General features: G+C 52.3%; 16 protein-coding genes. 4 read left to right on the top strand and 12 right to left on the bottom strand.

The genetic code is table 11. The features are described 5' to 3' along the window. Window positions 1–103: 103 nt before the first annotated feature. The 5 genes from Pan241w_RS09440 to Pan241w_RS29695 form a co-directional block, all read right to left on the bottom strand. Window positions 104–1,525: a DUF1501 domain-containing protein gene (locus Pan241w_RS09440; protein ID WP_145214242.1), complete on the bottom strand. Its 1,422-nt coding sequence runs from the start codon at window positions 1,523–1,525 to the stop codon at window positions 104–106. Window positions 1,526–1,527: 2 nt separating this feature from the next. Then, window positions 1,528–3,798: a serine protease gene (locus Pan241w_RS09435; RefSeq protein WP_145214239.1), complete on the bottom strand. Its 2,271-nt coding sequence runs from the start codon at window positions 3,796–3,798 to the stop codon at window positions 1,528–1,530. Between the two features lie 92 nt (window positions 3,799–3,890). Beyond that, window positions 3,891–6,137, bottom strand: a complete 2,247-nt coding sequence (locus Pan241w_RS09430; RefSeq protein ID WP_145214236.1) for a DUF1549 and DUF1553 domain-containing protein — start codon at window positions 6,135–6,137, stop codon at window positions 3,891–3,893. Window positions 6,138–6,373: 236 nt separating this feature from the next. After that, the gene (locus Pan241w_RS09425) at window positions 6,374–7,441 is read right to left on the bottom strand and encodes a M56 family metallopeptidase (RefSeq protein ID WP_145214233.1); all 1,068 of its coding nucleotides are present in this window, start codon (window positions 7,439–7,441) and stop codon (window positions 6,374–6,376) included. Next, the gene (locus Pan241w_RS29695) at window positions 7,438–8,073 is read right to left on the bottom strand and encodes a BlaI/MecI/CopY family transcriptional regulator (protein WP_232107397.1); all 636 of its coding nucleotides are present in this window, start codon (window positions 8,071–8,073) and stop codon (window positions 7,438–7,440) included. The genes Pan241w_RS09425 and Pan241w_RS29695 overlap by 4 nt, the downstream gene beginning before the upstream one ends. Between Pan241w_RS29695 and Pan241w_RS09415 the strand changes: the two genes are divergently transcribed. The 4 genes from Pan241w_RS09415 to Pan241w_RS09400 all read left to right on the top strand — a co-directional run bounded on the left by Pan241w_RS09415 (window position 8,067) and on the right by Pan241w_RS09400 (window position 12,818). After that, window positions 8,067–8,732: a YceI family protein gene (locus tag Pan241w_RS09415; protein WP_145214230.1), complete on the top strand. Its 666-nt coding sequence runs from the start codon at window positions 8,067–8,069 to the stop codon at window positions 8,730–8,732. The genes Pan241w_RS29695 and Pan241w_RS09415 overlap by 7 nt on opposite strands. Window positions 8,733–8,790: 58 nt before the next feature. Beyond that, entirely contained in the window at window positions 8,791–9,660 is an 870-nt protein-coding gene (locus Pan241w_RS09410) for an SAM-dependent methyltransferase (protein ID WP_145214227.1), read from the top strand. A 34-nt stretch (window positions 9,661–9,694) separates the two neighbouring features. Then, window positions 9,695–10,471, top strand: a complete 777-nt coding sequence (locus Pan241w_RS09405) for a hypothetical protein (RefSeq protein ID WP_145214224.1) — start codon at window positions 9,695–9,697, stop codon at window positions 10,469–10,471. Window positions 10,472–10,547: 76 nt separating this feature from the next. Then, window positions 10,548–12,818 (top strand): efflux RND transporter permease subunit, encoded by a 2,271-nt coding sequence (locus tag Pan241w_RS09400; protein ID WP_145214221.1) that lies wholly within the window; start codon window positions 10,548–10,550, stop codon window positions 12,816–12,818. A 17-nt stretch (window positions 12,819–12,835) separates the two neighbouring features. Here Pan241w_RS09400 and Pan241w_RS09395 read toward each other — a convergent pair whose 3' ends face one another. The 7 genes from Pan241w_RS09395 to Pan241w_RS09365 form a co-directional block, all read right to left on the bottom strand. Next, window positions 12,836–14,083, bottom strand: a complete 1,248-nt coding sequence (locus Pan241w_RS09395) for a type III polyketide synthase (protein ID WP_261344292.1) — start codon at window positions 14,081–14,083, stop codon at window positions 12,836–12,838. After that, on the bottom strand, window positions 13,969–15,132 hold the full coding sequence (locus Pan241w_RS09390) for an NAD(P)/FAD-dependent oxidoreductase (RefSeq protein WP_198000432.1): 1,164 nt from the start codon (window positions 15,130–15,132) through the stop codon (window positions 13,969–13,971). The genes Pan241w_RS09395 and Pan241w_RS09390 overlap by 115 nt, the downstream gene beginning before the upstream one ends. Beyond that, complete coding sequence (locus Pan241w_RS09385; RefSeq protein WP_198000431.1) at window positions 15,129–15,869, bottom strand: methyltransferase domain-containing protein; 741 nt, start codon at window positions 15,867–15,869, stop codon at window positions 15,129–15,131. Before Pan241w_RS09385 ends, Pan241w_RS09390 begins: the two co-directional genes overlap by 4 nt. A 182-nt stretch (window positions 15,870–16,051) precedes the next feature. Next, window positions 16,052–16,930: a DUF1559 domain-containing protein gene (locus Pan241w_RS09380; RefSeq protein WP_145223292.1), complete on the bottom strand. Its 879-nt coding sequence runs from the start codon at window positions 16,928–16,930 to the stop codon at window positions 16,052–16,054. 122 nt (window positions 16,931–17,052) lie between these two features. After that, entirely contained in the window at window positions 17,053–19,080 is a 2,028-nt protein-coding gene (locus tag Pan241w_RS09375; RefSeq protein WP_198000430.1) for a PAS domain S-box protein, read from the bottom strand. A gap of 312 nt (window positions 19,081–19,392) precedes the next feature. Further along, window positions 19,393–20,853 carry a DUF1501 domain-containing protein gene (locus Pan241w_RS09370; protein WP_232107396.1) on the bottom strand — a complete coding sequence of 487 codons (1,461 nt, stop codon included), beginning with the start codon at window positions 20,851–20,853 and terminating at the stop codon, window positions 19,393–19,395. A gap of 67 nt (window positions 20,854–20,920) precedes the next feature. Then, window positions 20,921–24,064 (bottom strand): PSD1 and planctomycete cytochrome C domain-containing protein, encoded by a 3,144-nt coding sequence (locus tag Pan241w_RS09365; RefSeq protein WP_145214206.1) that lies wholly within the window; start codon window positions 24,062–24,064, stop codon window positions 20,921–20,923. Window positions 24,065–24,270 lie beyond the last annotated feature (206 nt).

The following is a 24,270-nucleotide window of genomic DNA, read 5'->3' as shown; positions in this document are numbered from 1 at the left end:
CCCTGGAAATGACAAGGCGCATCGTAGAGCAGGAACGAAACGCTCCGCCCCCCAATCATTCGCAGAAGCAACGTTCTCGACGGCACTCCTGCCAATTCATGAACTAGCCAATCAGTTCGGGAATCGGTTTTCCCTGATCCGCAATAATCGGCGTGGGACGACCGTTGAAATCTTCAATCAGCACATTGGCAGAATCAATGCCTAAGTGATGATAGATCGTCGCCAGGAAATCGCCGGCACCGCAGATCCGCTCGATCGAGTCTTCGCCGAACTTGTCTGTTGCGCCAATAAACCGCCCGGTTTCGATGCCGCCACCAGCCCAGATATTGGAGAAGGCCCGTGCCCAGTGATCGCGGCCAGGCTGCTTGGTGCCAGCCGGGGCACTCGCATTTCCGGCACCCGTACTGGGTTGATAGTTAATTTTGGGAGTCCGCCCAAATTCTCCGGTCACCACCACCAGTACGCGTTCATCCAGACCACGCTCATAAATGTCTTCAATCAGAGCCGAGACGGCCTGATCGTAGGCTTGCGAACGAAACCGAAGCGCATCGAATACATGATGGTTCACGGCATGGTCGTCCCAGTTATTCACGCGGCCGCACAACGGACCACTCAAACTGGTCGAGAGCACATCTACGCCCGCTTCTACCAGACGACGTGCCATCAGCAATTGCTGGCCCCAGGTATTCCGGCCATAACGATCGCGTGTCCGATCATCTTCCTGGGTCAGATCGAAGGCATCTTTCGTTTTAGGGTTCGTCAACAGTGTCATCGCCTGAGTTTCGAACTCGTCCAGCGCCTGCAGTTCCCCTGCCTGATCGAACGAACGTTCGAGCGTATCGAGCTTCTGGCGCAGCGTCGCGCGGCGGTTCAGCTGCTTGACTTCCGCAGTATTCGACAAACCAATATTGGGTACAACAAAATTCGGTTTGTTGGGATCACCAGAAACGGTAAACGGCCCGTAGGCATCCCCCAGATAAGCGGGACCAACACGCTGTGAAGAAAAATTCACAGCCACATTGGGAGGCAGCGGATTCTTCCGGGGACCTTCCTGGGCACGCAGATAGTTCGTGACTGACATCCAGTCAGGATACTTGGGAATTTCCTTATCACGGGTATCGGGGTCACCCGTCAGCATTCGCAAGGTACCCGCAGGGTGACCGGGACTGCCATGACGCATCGATCGCAAAACCGTAAATTTATCGGCAATCTTCGCCTGCATCGGCAGTAGCTCGGTAAAGTTCATACCGGGCACACTGGTCGGAATGGTTCCGAAAGGGCCACTATACTCACTGGGGGCATTCGGCTTGGGATCGTACGTATCAATGTGCGAGCAACCACCCGGCTGCCAGACCATGATGACGGCTTTTTTCTTCTTGTTCTGCACAGGGCTAGCCGCCTGCAGACGCAGAATCCCGGGAAGAGTCAGAGACGCAAATCCCGCCAGACCCATTTTCAGGAACCCGCGCCGGTTTTCCGGTCCGGGACAGGGAGTGATCGATGAAGCGTTAAACGGATCTGTCATCTCTATTTCGCCTTCTTAGCTGGATTCACACGAATGGTAACGGGCGTGGAAACAATAATATCAACGATGTCTTTGGGCTTGGCTTTCGCTGTCGCGCTCTTTAACTGTTTATCGGCAGTTGCAATCCCTGCCTGAGCCATTTTTGCTTTTTCGGCAGCCGCTTTCGCAGCTGTTTCGGCATTTTTTCGCTGTGCATCGGGAGCTGTCTTGGCGGCGTCCGCCAGTTTTTTCGCTTCTGCTGCCAGTGCTTCTGCATCCTGCTGCGCCTGCATCAGTGCGGTTTTTGCTTCGGCAACGGCTTCCAGATCTTCCTGGTACTTGACAACAGCATACCCGTAAAACGCGATCTTGTATTCGCCGGGCCGTGTTTTCAAAGCCGCCAGATCAAGAACCGCCTGCGATTTATCGGCCGTCAAAGGAGCATCGAAAGCAGGCACTTTCTCAAAGCCGGCGCCATAGGTCTTCAAAGTAATATTGGCACCGGAAAATTCACTGCGGCGTTCATGTTTCAGCGGCAGCGTCAATTTTTCACCCGCAGTCACTTCCCACACCTTCTTTTCAGCTGGTGAGATCGTGATCGGCGCCAGCTCGGAAGTGCTGACGGAAACAGGAACATCGGCCATCAAACGCGGGCTGGGGACTTCACTCCAGGCATTCTTGACCGGCCATTGCATCGAGGCCAAATGGCAAGTACGGATGACTTCTTTACCGTCAATCGTAGCCCGTCCAAAAAACTGAGCGCTGGTCAAACCGCGGGGCGCGTTTGCTTCGGCGCTCACCACCATGATCCCGCGCGACTTACCTTTGGGAATTTTGAGCCCGGTTGCGGTCACGCCATCAGGAAGATTATCCATGAACAATTCAATTTCGCCATCAAATCCGTCGCGGCGAACCACCACGACTTCGATGGGCATCGTCGCACCAGCACGCAGTGCGATTGGTTTCGAGAGTGCATTGCGGTCCCCGTTTCGCAGGTTCATATGCAAGGCCCATCCAACCAGTGCAAAATCAGGGGCTGCTTTGCGAATTACCAGACGATAAATATTTTTGGGATCATTTCGAGTACCACCAAACAGATCTCGCAGCTGAAGCCGATGCAGGCCATCCTGCTTAATCACCACTTTGCCCAGTATATCGGATGAACCGGCATTATAGGGAGGGCCATCATACGAGTAACCGTTACTGGAAACTTTCACGGGACTTGGAATATCACTCAGTTCGACTAAATCGGTGATGGTTTCACTGCCAGGCTTTCCGCTGACATGTTGTACGACGATTGAGGGATCTGTGGGACGCCCCAGTCGCTCGGAAGCCACTTCAACCCACCAGACGTCGCCTTTCTTTGCGGTAAATTCGAACGTATCGACATCTGCCGCCGGAAAGAAACTCCCCGTGATGTCACAAGGCAGAGTAATCTTCTGAGCCTCTGCATGCTGGTTATTGGGTTCTGTTTCCGGTTTGATTGATTTGTCTGTCAGACCAACGGGAGGCCAGGAAAAGGCGCTCACCTTTTGGATCGAAGGCATTCGCGCGACGACTTCATCTTTGGCTGCTTTTTTCAGCGCCAGCCGATAGAAGTGATGCGGGCCGCCATCATACGTCAGCCCGTGCAGTTTAATCACATACTTGCCGGTCTCGGGAACTTCAAAATCGAGCATGCCGCCGCGGCGTTCCACTTGCAGATCCATCCCCTGTTCATCCGCAATGATGACCACGGGATTCAGTTTGGAATCGATGCCTTTTGCGGCACAGTCAACGATAATGCGCTGGCCTTTGTTGGCTTCAAATGTATAGAAATCGACCTTCTGCTTCGTCATCACAGCATTGCAGATGGAATTCAAATCCAGCTTCATCGCGGTCTCAAGCGTCGTATTCGCCTTGGCCTGAGTCGCTTCGGGAAGCACACCCACGTTGAACGCACGAGAGGAAGAAATGCCGAGTCGCGTCATCACGCGCGCTTCATGAATTCCCGCTGGACAGTCCTTGGCGATGCTGACCACATATTGACCAGACACAGGCGCGCCGTTTGCTCCCAGTTTGGGTTTCGCGGTGATTGACGGATTGGAAAAACGGAGCTCGTCGCCGGGTTCAATATTTTCCCCGGTGATTTTCACATCAAAGCTGGTACCAACCTGCCCTCCCATCGGCATCGTGGTTAGCAATCGTGGAGCAGGCAGACAGACCAGCTGCGCCAGCGCCGTCGATGTACCTAGACAGCATGCCAGAATAAAGAATCCCACAGCGATAGAGGATTGCAGTCGAAGATGTCTCATAGATTTGAGGCCTCTGGTCAATAAGTTTTAAATGTGTTTTATGAAAGTAAGTATCGCGCCCTGTGTTCAGGGACAAAACGCTCATGATCAGTTTAGTGATTAAACAGGAATTCCTTGGTATTCATCAAAGCCCAGATCAAATCCTGATAGTCTTTGTTTGTCGGCTTTTTCTTTTGACCCGCCTTGGCTTTCGCATCAGGCTCTGGTTGGGTCAGGTATTCCAGTGCGATTTTCATTTCGTCCGGTTTTGGCTTACGAGCAAACGCGGTGAAGTATAATTCGTTGATTTTTTCCTCGATCGTTTTATCCGACTTGGCTAACTGAGCAGCACGACCGCTGCCGTTCGCCAGTTTCGATTTGACTTCATTGGAATTGATCAAGTGCAGGCTCTGGGCGAGACTGGAGGACTGAATCCGCTCGCACTCGCAAACGCTGGCACTGTTAGGACGCCCGAAGACTTTCAGGAACGCCGATGACTTCGTATAGCTGTTATCCGGCAAAGCGATGGCCCGTGTGCCTGGAGGCAGGTTGGCAAACGTGGTCGTCGATCCGGTCAACTGGTCAATCGAATCCAGCAAGACTTCCGCCTGTAATCTGCGGGGATAAAAACGCGAATAATTCTGGCGATCGAGCAGGTTGTACTCGTTCGGCATCGAACTCAGTTGATAGGTGTTTGACTGCGTAATGGCTTTGATCAGTTTTTTCAAATCGTAGCCCGAGCTGATAAAGTGTTCTTCCAGAGCCGCCATCAATTCCGGATTGGATGGCGGGTTCGTATCCCGAATGTCATCTTCGGGTTCAATCAGAGCTCGTTTGAAAAAGTGTTTCCAATAGCGGTTGACCAGCGCCTTGGCGAAAAACGGGTTCTCTTTGGAACTCATCCAGTTCCCCAGACGCAGCCGCGGATCTTCATCGGGAGAAATCGTACCAACATCATCTCCCAGAGCGACCGGCTTCAACATCTCTCCCGTTTTGACATTCTTCGCTTGAGCCAGACCACGTTGATGAAAAATCAGGTCTTCGCCACGCGTGCCGGTTGGCTTGCGGCCTATCTGAGAAAAGAAGGCGGCGAAACTGTAATAGTCGTCCTGGCTCCAGCGTTCGAACGGATGGTGATGGCACTGGGCACACTGCATCCGCACTCCCAGAAACAACTGGGCGATATCTTCCAACTGCTCTTTCGGATCTTTGACCCGCTTATACCAGGCAACCGGAGGATTCGCGACGACGGTTCCTGTCGCACCAAGCAGTTCACGCACCAGTTGATCGTAAGGTACATTGGCCAGCAGACTGTCTCGAATCCAGGCATGAAAGGCAAAGTTCGACGTAATATCACTGGCTGCATCGCGACGGTTCTTTAAGACGGGCGCCCATTTGGAAGCGAAGTAGTCCGCATAGTTCGGGCTGCGTAAGAGTTTCTCCACAACCTGATCCCGTTTATTGGGGTCGGTACTTGTCAGAAATGCTTCAGTCTCCTGCTGAGTCGGAAACCGCCCGCAAATATCGAGCGTCACCCGACGCAGAAAAGTCGCGTCATCACAGATAGCTGATGGCGGAATCCCGAGTTCCTTCAGGTTCGCAAACACATGTTGATCAATAAAATTCTTTTCGGCAGGCACACTTTGAATGGGCGCTCCCAGAGGAATCGCAGCCGTAAACACGGCAATCTTGCCCTGATAACGCACCATCACGGCAACCTTCCCCGGGATGTCGTGAACTTTCACCACACCTTCTTCAGAAACGTCGGCCATGTTTTTGATGTTCGATTCAAACAGCGCCAGACGAGTAATATCTCGTACGCTGCCATCCGAATATTTCGCAATCGCTTTGAGATGCTGTTCTTCTCCCATCTGGACCAGACCGCGCTCTGGCTGGACCTCGACCGACTCCAATGTCGGCTCGTTGCCGGTGGAATAGGTCGATCCTTCCTCAATCCATCTGCGGATCACCTCGTAACCTTCTGATCCCCGAGGAAGTCGGTTTCCCCCACCATGGGGCGTCTCTCCGGATGCTTTCGTAAGCAGCAGACTTTTGGAGGGCACGGAAGGAAAAAGCCGTCGGCCATGCGCTTCTTTTACCAGGCTGTCAAAGTCTTCCAACGGCTCAAAACCGAGCAGAGAAAGTTGAAAGCCGTTTTGCCCTCCGCCCGCTTTGGCATGACAGACTCCCATGTTACAACCGGCCTTGGTCAGCACCGGAATCACATCGTTCACAAAGCTGACAGGAGTTTTCGCTTCTTCTGCCATCACAGCACGACTACTGATGAGCACGATGATGACAACAGGGAGGAAACGACGAAAGAACAGACGTGGTGAAGCAGCATTATGCAATGTATTCATGTCGATTCTAATTGAGGTGGGAACAGGTGTTGGAGGGTATGCGTAAAAAGCGCGGTCTCTTATATAAAACTCTACTATTGCGAACGTCAATTGTCAATATTTAAGTTTTATTTAGTCACGAATTACAGATACATAAGAGCACTATACTGGCAAGACGATGCTTCCTCGCCGAACTTCCTTCGACTTACCAGCTTGAGACCATGAACAACAATCCGTAAAAACGCCGTGTTCCGGATTCAATAATGCTCGTGTGGTCGCAGGCGATGCCCGTCAATTTCGTAATCGCGGGCCGGAATCCCGATCGAGTGCAACACGTGAGTGGACCAACTCGGCCAGGGAGACCAGAACGAGCGGTTCGATGCAGAGACATTCAGAGGAATCCACAACAAGAGCGACAGCAGCGCTGTCATCAAAACCACCGGAATCCTCCAACGATTCGTATTCATCGCAGGCGAACCAGACCAGTCACGGTTGGTCAATCGGCTCACACGTTGCTGGATCAGACTGGGACTGTTCCGAAACACAAATCCCGCTGAGAGGGAATTCCAGCCTTTTTTCTGTTGTTCGGCAAAGTGCAGCAGGCTTTTTAAATAGACCAAAGCTTCGCTGCTGCTATGCACTGACTGGTTGTCACAATAAAACTCTCTGCTGTAAACCGCCTGACGCGAACTCCACCAGACCAGTGGGTGAAACCAGAAAACCGCCTCGACCAGTCGTTGCAAAAACAGATGCAAAGGATGACCGGCCCGAAGATGTTCTGTTTCATGACGAATAATCATCGCCAGTTCGTCTGCCGGCAGAGAAAGAATCGAACGCGGCAGCACAATCAGAGGCTGATGGATCTGCCAGCAGAACGGCGTGTGTGTCTCTTCGCTGCTTAATAACAGGATCGATTTGCCGCCTGTATGCAGGCACGGTTGATCGGTCAGCGATTTTAGTTCGATGGGAATGGCACGACGGAGAATCCGTACCGTCTGAGTGGTTCCTAGCACCAGTAAGACCAATGAGACCGCAACTCCCGCCAGCCAGATCATCATCAGAATCTGGCCGAGACCAGACTCCACGTTCTGAACAGCTTCGAAGTAACCGCCGTATTCAATCAGAGTGGGGGAAAACAATCGTGGATGAGGCACTCCGAATGCCAACAGAAACTGCACCAGTAACAGCATGTGACAAACGGCCCACATCCGATGTGCGGAAGGCGATTTTTTATTCCGAAAGGTCAAGACCCCGATCACGCCAATCAGGACCGCTGATTGTAGTGAGAGAGAACTGATCGTTTCCAGAAAGCCGGCTGGCGTCATTCCTTCGACTCCAGTTTATTGATCGCGTTCTTGAGCGCGGAAATATCATCCTCTGACATATTCTCGTTTTCCAGCAGATTCACCATCAGCGTCGGTAGAGAATCTCCCAGCAGAACCTGTTTCAACTGCCCCAGCATCGATTGCGAAACTTCTTCACGCGTCACAGCCGGTTGATAGATATAGGCGCGACCACGTTTGATACGCTTCAACACTTTTTTCTTCTTCGCCAACAGACTGAGCGTCGTCATCACGGTCGTATAAGCCAACTCACGCGGTAAGGCATCGCACACATCCTGCACGCTTGCTTCTTCGAGTTCCCAGATCACTCCCATCAATTCCAGTTCGTAGTGAGTGAGTCGATAATCTTTCACATTGGTCCTATCTATCGAAAATCGCAAATATTTCTGTGCGCTGATTTTAGCGATTCCCACATTCCCTGCAAACCTGATTCCCAGCGCAATTTCACGCTGATCGGGAAACAAGCGACTTCGCCTGTTGGCCTGTTTTTTGAGAAAATGGCATTTACTACTATATCCATAGTTGTTATGGTTCGCCCCACAAGACAAGGGATTTCGGAAGTCAGGAATCGTAAAACCAGACTGCAATTTAGACAAGGATTCGTCAGATGTCACCTCAGGTATCCTATTACCAACGCATAAATTCCCTGCTGATTGCAGGTTTTGTTGTGCTCAGTATGAGCCTTTCTACCAGCGTTCAGGCACAAGATGCCACAGGCCAGGTGAATACGAAAACAAGTCGCGTCTATACCTTCGTCGGTAAAACCGGCTTCGGACACGAACACGCCGTGATCGGAGAAATCAAATCAGGAACATTGAATCTGGGCGCCAGAAGCAATGCCGGCAAGATTGTATTCGACATGACCACCTGGAAAGCAGACACGGCAGCAGCCCGCAAATACATTGGTCTGAAAGGGATGACTTCTGCCTCAACGCAAAAAGACGTCAACGCGAACATGCTGGGCAGTAGTGTGCTGGATGTCCGCAAGTATCCGACCGCCACATTCGAAATTGCCTCGGCCGTCCCCGTCAAACAAAATGCCCCCACGGGAAAATCATTCTATCAACTGGATGGCAAATTCACCCTGCATGGCGTCACGCGAAATTTGCGCCTGATTGCCGAAGTCACAGATAAAAACCAACAGAACCATGTGCGAACCAGCTTCTCGATCAAGCAGACGCATTTTGGCATTACCCCCTACAGTAAAGCCTTTGGTGCCGTCGGCATTACCGATGAACTGAAAATCTACGGTGAACTCGACGTTGCCAAATAACAGTCTGTTTTATCATGTTACAGTCATCTCTTTCACATCCTGAACCTGGCCTCATCCCATGATTAGTTGTCCCACCGTCCAAAAAGATGTCATTCGCAGCCACTACAATTTAACCACACTGTTTTACCGATTGCTCTGGGGACGACACATTCATCACGGTTTGTGGGATGAACACAGTAATGCCGCGTTGGAACTATCAGACTATGAGAAAACGTCCGCCATCGCACAACAGAAATTGACTGAGACGCTGGCTGAATTTATCGACGTTCAGCCCGATGAGAGTCTGCTCGACGTCGGTTGTGGCATGGGCGGCTCTTCGATTCATCTGGCCAAAACCTTCGGCTGTCAGGTAACCGGCATCACTCTCAGCCCGGTGCAAAAGCGCTGGGCCTCGCTGGAATCACGCTGGCGCGGACAACGTCACAATACCCAGTTTCTCTGCCAGGACGCAGAAACCGCCGAGTTTCCGCCCGAATCGTTCGATGTCATCTGGAGCATCGAATGCACCGAGCATCTGTTTGATAAACAGGCCTTTTTCCACAAAGCCGCTTCCTGGTTACGCCCCGGCGGTCGCATGGTCATTTGTGCGTGGCTGGCCGGCGATCAACTGGAAAGTGAAGACGCGATTCAGCAGGTCTACGATGTCTGTGAAGGTTTCTTCTGCCCGTCACTGGGAAGTGCGGAAGATTATCAGTCCTGGATGGAAAACGGGGGACTGGAATTCCAGGAATATCATAACTGGACCAATCGGGTCTCTCAGACCTGGGAAATCTGTCAGCAACGCGTGCAGAAAACCGGCGTTCGCTGGCTGGCACGATTGATTGATCGGGACACGGTGATGTTCCTGGATCGATTTGAAACCATTCTGAAAGCGTATGAAACTGGTGCAATGCAGTATGGATGCTTCATTGCTCGAAAACCTTTATAATTAAATTAGCGACAACGATTACGAGGATGCAGGGATGCAACGCTTCGTTGGAATCACATTCGGTCTCGCCATACAGTTACTGTTCCTGTTCACGGTCTGGCATCTGTTCTGGTTTCTCAAAGAAGACTACCGCCATCACGCCGCCGGGTTCCTCTGGATCGATGCCGTATTGGCACTCCAGTTTGCCGTCGGACACAGCCTGCTCCTTTATCCCAAAATCCGCAGTCTGATCACGCGCTGGCTCCCCTCGCCCTTTTACGGCTCGCTGTTTTGTCTGCAGACCTGCCTGGGAATCTTGCTCACCGCGTTCTGCTGGCGCAGCAGTCCGCTGGAACTCTGGCACTTCGAGGGCGCAGGCAACGGGCTGATGACCGCCGGGTTTTACGGCTCCTGGCTGGCGCTACTTTATAGCCTTAACCTCACAGGCTTAGGCTACCAGACCGGCTTAACGCAGTGGTGGTTCTGGTTACGCAAGAAACCGCTCCCCCGACGCGAATTTCATCCACGTAGTCTCTACTGCTGCATGCGACATCCGGTTTACCTGAGCTTCATGGGCTTACTCTGGTTCACCCCCGTGATGACACTCGACCGGGCCATTCTGACCGGTATCTGGACGACTTACATTTTCCTGGGCAGCTATCTGAAAGACCAGCGACTCCTGTTTTATATTGGAAAACCGTATCAAGACTATCAAGAGAAAGTTCCCGGTTATCCGTTCCTGTTTTTTGGCCCCCTGGGAAAACGAAAAACAAAACCGGTTCCCGTCAAAACTCCGGAGCCCGTCAAAACTCCGGAAAAAATCAGCGCCTGAAGATCTTCCATGCACTTCCTGATCATAATTCGATCTTTTCCATTCTCAATTTCAGTCATCTTAAAGCTCTTGCTGCATGTCGATTAACCGAAGACGGTTCTGGTTACTGGTAAGCTACCTGCTCCTGCTGCTCCCTCTGATCGGCTACGGCGCCTCGCAGGCGATGCAGACCAAAGTCAACTCACCCATCGACTGGGTCAGCTCTTCCTTCCCCGCGCGCAATGACTACGATCAATTCTGTCAGGTGTTTGGAAACAGCGATACCGTCATCATCAGTTGGCCCGAATGCACGATTGACAACCCCGACCTGGATCACTTCGTCAAAGCCCTGCGCACCGCAGACGAATTTCAGGATGCACAGCAACAATGGTATTTCGAACGCGTCATTTCAGGACGCGAACTCTATCGTTCCCTGAATGCGCCTCAGATGGGTCTGACGACGGAAGAAGTTCACAGCAGACTACGCGGCACCTTCATCGGCGCAGATGGCAAAACCACCTGCATCATCGTCAGCTTTACGCCGGAAGGTTTGCAGAAACGGAAAGCATTGGTCGCTTCCATTCGCGACGCGTTACAGCAACACTGTCAACTCGACACAGATCAAGTTCATCTGGCAGGACCGATCATTGATGGCCTGGAAATTGATCTCGCCAGCAAAGATTCACTCGACCGTTTTGTACTCCCTTCCACGCTGATTGTGCTTTTCATCTGCTGGATCTGCCTGCGTTCGTTTCGGGCGGCCCTCCTGGTATTCGGACTTTCGTTACTCGCCCAGGGAATCACACTCGCCCTCATTCATTACAGCGGCGAAAGTATTACCGCCCTCCTGATTGTCATGCCCCCCTTGATTCAGGTGCTGGCGGTGGCGGGGGGCATTCATCTGGTCAACTATTATTTTGATGCCGTCAAAGATCCCAGCATCAAACAACCGGCGGCCTACGCGTTTCAAATCGGCTGGTTGCCCTGCCTGCTCTCTGCTGGTACGACCGCCATCGGACTCGCCTCACTCTTAGTCAGCGGGTTAACCCCGATCCGGCTGTTCGGAGGATACGCCGCCTGTGGCGTTCTGATTACCACCGGCTTACTGTTGACGCTCATCCCGGGTATGTTTTCTGTCTGGCCCATCAAAAACAAGCCCCCGAAAGCAACAGAGTCAGAGAGTTCCCAATCCGCGCGACATGACGTCTGGTTTTATTTAACAGCCGCACTCAACAAACAACATCTGCCCATTGCCTGTGTTTCACTGGCAGCGATGGCTGCAGCTGGTTTCGGTATTTCCCGAATCAACACGTCGGTCCGCATCGAAACGCTGTTTCCCGAACAGAGCACAATCCTGAATGACTATCACTGGCTGGAAGACAATGTCGGCTCCCTCGTTCCCATTGAAGTCGTTTTGACCTGCACGCCGGAAGCACAACTTTCGTTTCGGGAGCAGTTACTGATGGTCTGGAATATCGAACAGGAACTCAAAAAAACGGAAAACTTGAACCGAACGATTTCCACGATGACGTTCGCACCACGGTTCCCCCGCCCAGCCAATCTCTCGACTCAACTGTTTCAATACCAGGCCAACGAAGCTCTGCTGGGAATGAAATCACGGTTCATCGACTCAGGCTACCTGAAAGAACAGGAGGGGCAGCGTCAGTTTCGCATCAGCACGTATGTCAGTTCATTGAACAACGCCGACTATAATGCGTATCTGGATATGATCGGCAATAAAGTGGATACGACAATTCAAAGCTCGTTCGAAACCGTCCCCCCCGGCATTGCAACACAACGAACCGGCATCATGCCTTTAGTCCACGAAATCCAGCGTCAATTAATGGTTGATCTCTTCAAAAGTTTTCTGTTTGCCTTTGTGATCATCGCCGTCGTCATGACCATCGTTCAAGGTGGCATCGTCGCCGGCCTGGTCTCGATGGTCTCGAATGTCTTCCCCCCTCTGATGATCTTCGGCCTGTTAGGCTGGCTCTCCGTCTCTGTCGACATCGGCTCGGTAATGACGGCCAGTGTAGCACTCGGAATTGCCGTCGATGATACACTGCATTATCTGACGTTCTTTCGGCGTCGACTCGATGCAGGTTATAGTGCCGTCGATTCTGTGCTGTATGCCTATCGACATTGCGGCAAAGCGATGATCCAGACTTCACTGATCTGCGGCCTCGGTTTACTGGTCTTTGCCTTCAGCAATTTTGTTCCGACCTCACGCTTTGCCTGGATGATGTTCGGCCTGCTGTTTATGGCAATTTTGGGAGACCTGATCGTCTTACCGGCGCTCCTGTTAAGTCCCCTCGGACGATTCTTCACGTTGGCGACCGAACGGGATGCAACAGAACCGTCAGCCTAACCAGTTGCGATTTCCGATTAACGAACCAGTGCGGCTTCAATCGTCAGTCCGGGACCAAAGCCCAGCATCACGCACGGCAATGCCGCGTTCTCTGCCTGCAGTTTTTTCAGGATAAACAACACGGTTGGCGACGACATATTGCCGAATTCTGCCAGAATTTCGCGCGAGGGCGTTAGTAACGTTTCATCAAATCCCGCCGCTTCCGCGACCGCATTCAGAATGCGAGGACCGCCCGGGTGAATGGCCCAGCAGCCGATCTCTTCAATCGTCAAATCCTGTTGTGCCAGCCACTGCTCCAGCCAGTTTCGCAGTGTTGCATTGATCAAATCCGGAATCTGGGGAGAAAGCGTCATTTCAAATCCATGATTGCCAATCCGCCAGCTCATCATCTCTTCTGAATCAGGCACCACCGTGGAACCCGAGCAAACCAGCCTCCAGCTTTCTTCCGCCGGATCCGACGCCTGTTTTCCGACCACCGCAGCCGCCCCGTCCGCAAACAGCGCATTGGCCACAATCTTATCCGGACACCAGCCATACTGCTGATGCAGGCTGCACAGCTCCACCGCACAGACCACAACGCGTGCTTCAGGGTTATTGTCTGTAAACGATTTCGCCACCCGCAATCCGTTCAACGCGCCGTGACAGCCCATAAAACCGATGTGAGTGCGTGACACATCTGACGAGAAACCGAGCTCCTTCAACAACAGAATATCAAAACCGGGGGCGCTGAACCCACTGCACGACACCGTCACTAAGTGAGTGATCTCATCGGAATTCACATTCCCGTCCTGCAAGGCCTGGCGGACAGCGGAAATCGCCAGCGCGGACGCATGCGTTTCATAAGCTTCCATCCGGTGCGACGTCGTGGGACCAAAGTCTCCATCAGATGTCGCAGGCGGATAAAAGGTCTGTCGCGCCATTTCCCCGTTGGTACTGCTCTCCAAGACGACACTATGCCGCGTTTTGACTCCCGCCCGACGATACAAAATCGGGAGCAAACGCCGCTGTTGATCCGTCGACACAGCACTGCAACTCAATGCTTCCGCATGCACGGCTGCATCCGCCTGTTCAATCGAATGTTGAGGCGTCGTCGTACCAATTCCCAGTAGTTCAAAACTCATAGAGGCTCTCGCTGAAAGTGCGCTGTTCTTTAATGATTTAAACGGGCGACAATCGGCCGCGCCACTGCCGGAAACAAATGAAATAAACGCAGCCCGATTCCCACCGCAACAGGCAAACGCAACAACTGCGCCAGCCAGCGGCACCAATATAATCTTCCGTCTGTGATCTCATGATGTTTTTTCAACCAGGTCTGCTCAAGGCTCTGATCCCACTCTGAAAGGCCTTGCGGAACGAGCTCCGCGACGGCAACGGCATCCGCAATCGCATTCGCCATCCCTTCTCCTGTAAAGGGTTCCAGATAACCGGCCGCATCCCCCAACACAAACACGCGCTTCCCCACCGGCCGAATGGTTTTGCGGGTGAAGGGAATCGTCCCTTTGAAACTCCCTTCCGAGATTTCAGAGAAGGTCGGAAAACCGGATGCCTTCAAAATCGCCAGCACCGCCGCCGCAGGACTGCCGCTCTGTTTGATAAAGTCCCCGTCGATCGCCGCCGCCAGGTTCACTCTGCCATCTTCAACCCGCACCAGTCCTACATAACCGGATTGATGGATGGCCATATGAATCACGCCCGTCGGGTAGTCTGATAAATTGTCACTCGCCAGTAATGCCCCCACCCCCATGCGGGAACTCTGTGATACGGTACTCTCAAACGCCTCACAATGCTGCAGACTGGGATGCCCTAGCCCATCTGCTGCCAGAACGATTTTCGCAGTCACAGTCCCCGAAGGTTGCCCCTGTTGTGCCAGCTTGACCTGCCGCGTCTGATCCTGCTCTGCATTGTTCTGCAACGTGGCTGTAGTTTCCGGCAAAAAGAATGCGCCCGCGTCCACCGCCGCTTCCACAAGCCGTTCATCGAACACAGCCCGTGAGAGCGCCAGTCCCCCCGGTAAAGGAATCGTCGCCGCCCGTCCGCTAAATCGCATCTCAAACGAATTCAAGGGAACCGCATTTGACTCTTCCAGGAGATCACCCAACCCGATCTCCTGTAACGCGGAGATCGCCCGTTGATTCAGGCAACAGCCACAAACTTTGTATCTGGGAAACGCCTTCCGCTCAATCAATAAAACACGCCGTTTCTGCAGTGCTAACTGACGGGCTGCGACCGTGCCAGCCGGCCCCGCACCGATCACCACCACATCCCAGTCTCTGCTGCAGGCCTCCGTCATACTGATCGCGTGAACCAGAGTCATGTTCGACTCCATTCCAACAGCCAGCGTTGTGGCCAGTGCCGCGTCATTTGAAAGCCGCTCAGTCCCCCTTGCGCAGCTAAGTCAGCGGCTTCCTCCATCGTAAACGCACCCGCGACAGACAGCGGTCCGTCGGTATGCACAATCGGAGAGCGGGTTAACAGACGACAGCCCGCCCAGGCCAGCCAATAGCCGACCCGAGACCGTTTTAAATCATTGACCAGCACCAGATGCCGGGTGGCCTTGGACATAATATTGAATAACTGCACGGCTTGTGCTTCATCCAGATGATGCAGAAACAGAGAGCACATCACCACATCATATTCTCCGTCCACCGGTTCCTGCAGAATATCGCGTTCGTAAAACTGCACCTGATCAAGCTGCATTCGGGCCGCCAGATCCGACGCATGTTTCACGGCGTAAGGGCTGATATCACAGCCATCCACTTCAACGGCAATTCCGGCGCGCTGCGCCCGTCGTGCGAGATTCAAGGCAACATCGCCGCCACCGCTGGCAATATCCAGAATTCGCAAGGGACGCCGCTCGACCGTGTGCGCCAGCTTTTGAATCGAGGGCCATAAAATCGCGCTGCTGCGACTCCACCAGTTCACGCGCCGCAGTCCGTTTAAAGCAGAGCCATGCTCACGCTCTGATAAGCCTGGCTGATCCATCAGCTCTGGTTCTCGTTTGCGAACCTGAAAATTCATATCCTGTTCAATTCGCGTCGCTGTGTGATTCACATTCCTTTGCGTTTTGAGCCGCCCCCAAAACTACTATTAATATAGTATTACCAGAGACGAATCATCGTGAACGCGCCCCTTTTTGTCAATACAAGAACGAACGGCAATCCCAAATCAAGAGCCTCACAACACATCAGAGTGCCTTGATAACAGCAGAAAAAATGAAGCCAGACCAGGCAGATTCAGCGGCGTGTCGCAAATCGTCGATAGGTGGGCGCGTCAATCGAATCGGAAATTGATTTCACATGCCCGTCGCCCCACAGAAAATTCGCACAACCGGGATGTCGGCTGTCAAACTCGCATTCGTCTGCATCACGTCGATTGGGCCCCACATAGGCAAATCCGACCATCCGCCCCTTGGAATCTTCCCCCTCCATCACAATCCCCAGCCAGGTCGAAGGCAGTTTCCGCGCAGTCCGTTCTCCCACCATGATGATATTACTTAATCCATTCTGACATTCCGTAAAACGGAGAAATCGATTGGCCACAAACACCCCATCCCCCGGTTGACTGGCGATCGCATCCGGGTCACTGGTCCCATACACGCCCACATAATTGGCGCTCGGCAAATCAATCAGTCTTGAATGGGACTGCAACCCCGAGGTTTCATGACCTTCTTCGTTTTCTTCAAACAGAGTAAACAAATCCTCGGCCACATCCGACGGACAGCGATAAAAAGCCGGCGTGACGGTTCTCGAAACGGCATTGCCCGCCGCATCTACCGATGACTGAAGATCAACCAGGGACGCTAAATTCGACTGCTCCAGAAATGGGAGCAGACTCGCCCCCCAGCCAAAAGCCGTTTCTCTGGAAGCATCGAGCCGCCATCCCGCCGGCAAACGGCGATACGCATCATGATAGTTATGTAAAGCGGTCCCAATCTGGTGCAGGTGATTCACACACTGAATCTTGCGTGCCGACTCCCGTGCGGAATTTACGGCGGGCAAAATCAACCCAACCAGCAGGCCCACAATCGCCATCACGACCAGCAGTTCCAGAATGGTGAAACCCGGTCGATGGTTGGAAGACTGTTGTCGAAAATGAATGAGGGACGTATTCATAAACCGGCGAAAAAGGCACAGGGGACAGTGAATCGATGGAAACACGAAACGGAACCATAGCAGGATCCATCCGATTTGGGAACCCCGTCATGCCCTAACCAGGAATACTTGAAAGATCCTGATTATGCCGGACAGACGTCCCCTGACCGCTTGACATGACTGACGATTGTCTGAATCAGCTTATTCTGGTTTATCGGTTTGGTGGCGTAGTCATCGCAGCCTGCATCCAGGCATTTTTGCTGGTCTGTTGACATTGCATGAGCGGTTATAGCGATAATGGGTCTGGAGTACCCAATATTTCGCAACCGCCGCGTTGCTGCATAACCATCCAGCACAGGCATCTGCATATCCATCAGGATCACATCGAATGGATCATCCTCTGCCAGAGCTTTCGTCGCCGCGTCCACAGCAACCTGACCATTCTCGACAACAGTGACCTTTGCTCCGGCTTTTTTCAATACGAAACTAATCAGCCGCTGGTTATCGGGACCATCTTCCGCAAACAGAATGCGGTAGTTGTGAAGGGGAGCCTCCGATTTGGCAACAGCGGATGTCTCAGTTTCTGTATGTTCTTCAACTATCGATTCATTAGAGCTTTGAACCATTTTGACATTGTCTAGCGACCCGGTGGCAACAGTCACAGTAAAGGTACTCCCCTCCCCAATTTTACTGGAAACGGAAACCATACCCCCTAAAAGTTCTACAAGTCGTTTGCTAATCGTCAATCCCAATCCAGTTCCGCCAAACTCGCGCGTCGTTGAGCCATCCGCCTGTGTAAACCGTGAAAAGAGTTTTTCGATTTTGTCTTTGGGAATCCCAATCCCACTATCAATCACATCAAACTGCAGCTTGGGTTCATCCTCTGCTCCATTCAACAGTCGAACTACGATTTCAATCGATCCTGTTTCCGTAAACTTGATCGCATTACCGACAAGATTTATCAACACCTGTCGCAGCCTGGTAGGATCAGAACAGATCGTCTCTGGGATCGGACCATCAAAGCGGACCTTCAAATCCAGACCTTTAGAGGCAGAGCGGACTCTCATCAATGAGGCAACGTCTGATACAATCTGATGCGCAGAGCAGTCTATGTGCTCCACATCCAGTTTCCCTGCTTCTATTTTGGATAAATCGAGAATGTCGTTAATCAGCCCGATGAGGCTTTCACCATTCCGTTTAATTATTTTTACTGAATCAATATCCTCAGGTTTGACGACACTACCAAGCAGGACGTCGGTAAAGCCCAAGATCGCTGTCATCGGTGTTCGAATCTCATGACTCATATTGGCGAGAAATTCACTCTTGGTTTGATTGGCCAATTCTGCCGCTTCCTTCGCATGAACTAAATCCTGTTTAGCGACTTTCAATGCCTGATCGATGAGCACACGTTGTGTGACATCAACAGAGTATTTTACGATCTTGAATGGTTCTCCATTCAAATCCAAAATCGGATTGTAAGACGCCTGGATCCAGACAGAGTGACCATGCTTGTCAATACGCTTTAACTGGGCTGTTATATATTCACCTTGTCTGAGCTGCTCCCAGAATGTCGCATATTGCACACTCTCTCGTTCTCTGGGATCAACAAAGACACTATGATGCTGGCCGATCAATTCATCCAGAGAGTAACCCATTGTTTCCAGAAATTTTTCGTTGGCTTTGAGAATCGTTCCATCCAATGCGAACTCTATCACCATCTGTGACTTACTGATTGCTGCAATTTGTCCCTCGTAGTCTGCGTTGAGTTGTCTCTGTTTGACTTCACTCGTCAGATCACGAATAATTCCTGTGAATAGAATTTCTTCATCCTGACCGTCCTCTTCAATGAAAACCTGGCTCACCGAAAGATGGATGGGAAACGTAGTCCCATCTTTATGTTGCCCAACCACTTCGCGACCACTGCCGATAATTTTTGCTTTCCCGGTTGTCAGATAGCGGGCCAGATAGCCATCATGTTCTTCACGGTAGGGTAAAGGCATGAGAATCTTGATGTTCTTTCCAAGAACTTCGCTTGTGGTGTACCCAAACAAACGTTCCGCGGCAGGGTTAAATGCATGGATCTCTCCCTGAGACGTAATCGTAATAATTGCATCGACGACGTTCTCCAAAATCGCCTGATGAGCGGAAATATATTTGATACCGTTTTCCATCGTCCTGTCCAACGCGCAAAATTTATGAGTAGACTCAAAGCCAGTTATGTCATTTAATGAGTGAAAGAAATTGCTACACATCAATAAGATAGGATGTATTTTGGCAACAAGCGGGGAGGCAAAGAACTGAAACCAAGGTAGATCTACCTTGGTTTCAAGGTCGCCAGAAAGGAATATCACTACAACCGGTTTTATCCGTTGGCGCAAAAACAGACGTGCTCAATCGCAGATTGAAGTGACAGTTCAAATCGGCTCGATGAGGAGCACTCAGACAGATCAGCCGATGTTCCGATCTCAGTTATTTCCGAACTGCTAACTCGCCTTTTCAGGAGGTTGTTCCAGAATCTCAGCGACGACTTTCGCAGGACGGCCGTTGGTGATGATTTGCTCCTGGCCGTTATGCAGATACAGCAGCTGTTTATAATCGAGCCCGAACAGCCGCATGATGGTTGCCTGGAAATCGTTGGGAGTCACCACATTTTCGACCGCCCGATGACCAAATTCATCGGTTTTCCCGAACGTCATTCCCCCTTTGACGCCTCCACCGGCCAGCCAGATGCTGAAGCCCTGCCCGTTATGATCGCGGCCCGCTTTTTTCGGATCGCCGTGACTTTGCGTGACAGGCAGCCGTCCGATCTCACCGCCCCAATGCACCAGCGTCGACTCCAGCATGCCGCGCTGCTTCAAATCTTTCACGAGTGCCGCCGAAGGTTTATCCGTCCGGCCGCAAATCCCGGGCAGTCCGGTGATAATGCTACTATGGTTATCCCAAGGCTGACCACCGTGGAACAGCTGAATAAATCGAACCCCGCGTTCTACCAGACGACGGGCAATCAGACACCGCGTGCCGTATTCGCGCGTCTTGGGATCATCCAGGCCGTACATCTCCTGAGTCGCTTTGGTCTCCTGTGAGAGATCGAGTGCCTCGCGGGCCGATGTCTGCATCCGGGCCGCCAGTTCATAGCTCGAAATCCGCGCTTCCAGATCGGATTCATGCGGATGCTTTTCGAAATGCTTGCGATTCAGTTCCTGTAACAGTTCCAGATTTTGTGCCTGCAGCGAACCGCGCAAGTGCGCCGGCGCGTCCAGGTTTAAAATCCGTGGCTCTTTCGGACGCAGCACCGTTCCCTGAAACAGCGATGGCATGAAACCGTTCGACCAGTTGGTGACGCCATCCACGGGCAGCCCGCCCGGATCAGTCAGCACCATATAAGCGGGCAGATTTTGTGACTCGGTCCCTAACCCGTACACCAGCCACGATCCTAAATTCGGTCGCCCCACCACGCCGGGAATGCCGCCGTGAAAATAACGAATCGAAACTTCGTGCCCGTTCGCACCGGTATGCATCGAGCGAATCAGGCAGACGTCATCTACGATCTCGCCCAAATGGGGCAGCAGTTCCGATACCTCGGTGCCGCACTCACCATGCTTGCGGAATTTCCACGGACTGCCCAACAGTTTTTTACTGGCCTGATTGACGAAACTGAATTGAATATCACCTTTGAAATCCGTTCCACTAAACTTGGTCAGTTCGGGCTTCGGATCGGTCAGATCCATGTGCGCAGGACCGCCATGCTGGAACAGCGAGATCATCGCTTTGGCCTGCGGCGCGAACTGCGCTTTTTTCGGCGTCAGATCAAAATGCTGCTGCGCTAAAGTAACGCTCTTTGGCTTGGCCAGCAGATTGTCCTGCTTCAGTAACCAGGCCAGCGCCACCGTACCAATGCCCATGGCATTTTCTGCGAGAAACTGTCGTCTGCTATACTGTGTCATAATTCAAAAACCTGTGAAAAGGCGTTATTTGATTCTCTTTGATTGCGAATTTCCCACTAGGTCATTCTCAATCGATATATAAAAATTCGTTCGAACTCATCAACGCCTGACAGAGATTGGTAACCGTCTGTCGCGCCGGGCTCACACCTTTGGGAATCTGCTCTGGATGCTCCTGCAGATACGCCAGCTGTTTGCCTATGAAACGCACCACCATTTGCAGTTCGTCCGGCGTTGGTTTCCGGCAGAGCGTTAATTCAAACGCATACGCGGCCTGGGCAGGCAGACTCTTCTGTGGTGGTTCCGGCCCACGAAATTCGGCAGCGGAATCCCATTTGAGTGCCGGCCCCTGTTTCCGTTGCAGCGTCAATTGAACACCCCACGAAAAGGAATCGAAGCCGACATCGCCGCCGATGGCATCAGTAATAAAATCAACCGTATCTCCCGGCTCGACCGTCAGCGTCGCAACTTTGGTATCCGCAGCGCCGTTCTTCGCGTTCCATTGACCAGCCAGGCCGGAACGACTGGAGATCACGAGCCCACGCACTCCGTTCCCCTGCGCACTCCCGTGCTGCAGCTTGCCTGTCACAGACAGTGTTCCTGCTGCCGGAGCCGTCCAGCGACGAATCGCAGTATATTGACTCGCAGGATGCCCGCCGCCCGCGTTCAGCGTGACCCATCCCAGTTTCGCATCAGGAAGCTTGGCGCCCCCCTGCCAGCTCGAACCAGTCCAATGAGGCAGTGCGGTAAACGTACTTTTAACCGAAGCCGTTTCATCAAGCGTTCCATAGCCGTAACTCCAGGCCGGCTTCGCAGTCGGCGGAAGCTCCGGTAACGCAGCCAATGCGTCCGGCTGTAATTCAGGCGCTTCACGCGAAATTCGGTCGGTCAGTTTTGCAGCTTGAGACAGGATAAACGAACCGTTCATCAGCATCAGAGACTGCGTCGCCACCGTCGAATTGGAACGTCGTTCACAGTTCGTTTCCATGACGGGTGCATCAAATGTCTGCAGCATGCCGACCGGCTGACTGCGTCGTGCTTGAATATACAGACTCCGTCGCAATTGTTCGCCCGAAACGACCACCTGACCAAAATCATCTTCTTTAATCGCCACAGGAGCACCATACAACTGTCGGTTGAGAACCCCTGATGCCGCCAGCATCCGGTCACGCAACGTTTCCGCTTCGATGCGAATGATCGGCTTTCGCCAGTAGTAATGATTGTCGGCGTCGATCGATTCCTTACTCGGATCATGCGCGCCCGCCTGACGATATGCCGTCGACAGCATAATCGTGCGATGCAGTTGTTTCAGATCCCAGCCTTTTTCCATGAATTCGGCTGCCATCCAGTCAAGCAGTTCCTGATGCGTGGGGCTGGAGCCAAGCTTACCGAATTCGCCGGGCGTTCCCACGATCGCCCGACCGAAATGATGCATCCAGATACGATTGACCAATACACGCGCCACCAGCGGATGCTGTCCGCTCGTCAGCCAGCGGGCAAACGCCAGCCGCCGCCCCGTTGTCGGCAGACTCTTGTCATTCAGTGGAAGTTCATGCCGTTGCCCTTCTGGCGAAACCACAGTCAACGCAGCCGGCTTGATGGTCTGCTTCGGTTGACGGTAATCGCCCCGATGAAACAACTTCGTTTCTGGTACATGATTGTTAGGTTCAATGGCCACACGCAGAAACTCTTCAACCGGTTTCTTCTTGCGGATCTCTGCAATCTGCTGATCGAATTTCTTCAATTCTTCGGCGGCTTTCGGCAAGTATTGATAGAGCACACCGGGAGAAATATTCACGCTCGGATTTTTCTTGAGTAGTGCGACTTGCTCAGGCGTGCGTTTCTTCTTCTCGGTCTGATACGCGGTCTTCAATTGATCACGCAACGGCTGCTCATATTTCGCCAACTCTTTTTCCAACGCTTCTGCCATATATTTGGCCTGCTTCTCATTTTTTTCCTTCACTACTTTTTGCACTTCCGCTTCGACCTCCGCAGCTTTCGCCCGGTCGGCAGCCGTGTAGAGAGAAACCCGACGTTGCTGCGGCGTTTGCCATTTCTGCCAGTCGAAAGTTGGTTCAAATACAGCTCGCAGTGCGAAATAATCGGACTGTGGAATCGGATCGTAGCGATGGTCGTGACACTGTGCACAAGCCACACTTAAGCCAAGCAAGGAAGAACCGACAATTTTCATTGTGTCGGCAATCACCTGATTCCGCGCTTCAGGCGTGTTACTACCGCTGCCGGTTCCATCGGCGGCCATTCTCAAAAATCCGGTCGCCGTCAGTAATTCAATCTGCCGTTCGGTGAGATCCCCTTCCCGCTTTCCAACCAGTTCATCTCCCGCCAACTGCTCGATAATAAACTGATCAAAGGGTTTGCCGGCATTGAGTGACTTGATGACATAGTCACGATACTTCCAGGACCAGGGGCGAACATCATCTTTGACCGTATAACCTTCGGAATCAGCATAGCCGGCCACATCCAGCCAGTGCCGTGCCCAGCGTTCACCGTAATGGGGAGACTTAAGCAGTTCGTCTATTAATGTTTCATACCAGTTCTCCGCATTGTTCGACAGTGCCCGCTGTAGTTCTGCAGGACTCGGAGGCAGACCGGTCAAATCAAAATACGCCCGTTTGATCAACGTCCGCTTATCGGCATCCGGTGAGAACGTCAGCCCTTCCGGCATCGCCTGGAGTAATAACGCATCGATGGGAGTGCGGACTTTGGGATTGTTTTTTACCGCATCAGTCACCTGCGGTCGCTTGATCGGCTGAAAAGCCCAGTACGCCCGCTCTTCCGGAGTGATTCCCAGACCGGGACCAATCGTTTCCGGCTCAGGACGACTTGTTTTGGCACCGGCGGCAATCCAGCGTTTGAGTGTTTCGATCTGATCCTTGGGAACCCGTGCCTCTCCCGGCGGCATATCGCCACTCTCAATGCGGGAGATCAAATTACTCTCTTCCGGTTTCCCCGGCACGATCGCTTCGCCTGATTCGCCCCCTTTGATCAGAAATCGAACAAGACGCAAGTCGAGCCCGCCTTTCAGCTCTTCGGTGGCACCATGACAGTCAAAACAATGGGCACGAAAAATCGGCCGGATGTGTTCCTCATAGGTTAAACTGGCAGGCTTGCCCGTCTCAGCAGCCATGCCTGAACCAGTCAGACCACAAACGATCATGGAAGTCAAACAAATACGTTTGAAGACAGTCGTCATATAAGACTCCATTTAAGTTCTAAATCTAAGTATCACAGTAGTATATCGTATTTGACTGCCCTACAACATTCAAGGATATAGATATTTAGATGCGTGATACGATTCTAGCCCTATTTTCGCACGGTCTGCAGACTCTGGTCAATTGCCGAAGCATAGAAATAGCATCGATTTGTGGAAAATTTGAGCTCGATACATATTCGACTTCC

This window comes from Gimesia alba, from assembly GCF_007744675.1.
Taxonomy (GTDB): Bacteria; Planctomycetota; Planctomycetia; order Planctomycetales; family Planctomycetaceae; genus Gimesia; species Gimesia alba.
Note: the sequence above shows the minus strand (reverse complement) of the source record. Positions and strands in the feature narration are given on the sequence as shown.

What these genes read in the sequence shown, in the direction of transcription:
- Pan241w_RS09440 (WP_145214242.1), bottom strand. Translation starts at nt 1,525, where the DNA reads ATGACAGATCCGTTTAACGCTTCATCGATCACTCCCTGTCCCGGACCG.
- Pan241w_RS09435 (WP_145214239.1), bottom strand. Translation starts at nt 3,798, where the DNA reads ATGAGACATCTTCGACTGCAATCCTCTATCGCTGTGGGATTCTTTATT.
- Pan241w_RS09430 (WP_145214236.1), bottom strand. Translation starts at nt 6,137, where the DNA reads ATGAATACATTGCATAATGCTGCTTCACCACGTCTGTTCTTTCGTCGT.
- Pan241w_RS09425 (WP_145214233.1), bottom strand. Translation starts at nt 7,441, where the DNA reads ATGACGCCAGCCGGCTTTCTGGAAACGATCAGTTCTCTCTCACTACAA.
- Pan241w_RS09415 (WP_145214230.1), top strand. Translation starts at nt 8,067, where the DNA reads ATGTCACCTCAGGTATCCTATTACCAACGCATAAATTCCCTGCTGATT.
- Pan241w_RS09410 (WP_145214227.1), top strand. Translation starts at nt 8,791, where the DNA reads ATGATTAGTTGTCCCACCGTCCAAAAAGATGTCATTCGCAGCCACTAC.
- Pan241w_RS09405 (WP_145214224.1), top strand. Translation starts at nt 9,695, where the DNA reads ATGCAACGCTTCGTTGGAATCACATTCGGTCTCGCCATACAGTTACTG.
- Pan241w_RS09400 (WP_145214221.1), top strand. Translation starts at nt 10,548, where the DNA reads ATGTCGATTAACCGAAGACGGTTCTGGTTACTGGTAAGCTACCTGCTC.
- Pan241w_RS09390 (WP_198000432.1), bottom strand. Translation starts at nt 15,132, where the DNA reads ATGACTCTGGTTCACGCGATCAGTATGACGGAGGCCTGCAGCAGAGAC.
- Pan241w_RS09380 (WP_145223292.1), bottom strand. Translation starts at nt 16,930, where the DNA reads ATGAATACGTCCCTCATTCATTTTCGACAACAGTCTTCCAACCATCGA.
- Pan241w_RS09375 (WP_198000430.1), bottom strand. Translation starts at nt 19,080, where the DNA reads ATGGAAAACGGTATCAAATATATTTCCGCTCATCAGGCGATTTTGGAG.
- Pan241w_RS09370 (WP_232107396.1), bottom strand. Translation starts at nt 20,853, where the DNA reads ATGACACAGTATAGCAGACGACAGTTTCTCGCAGAAAATGCCATGGGC.
- Pan241w_RS09365 (WP_145214206.1), bottom strand. Translation starts at nt 24,064, where the DNA reads ATGACGACTGTCTTCAAACGTATTTGTTTGACTTCCATGATCGTTTGT.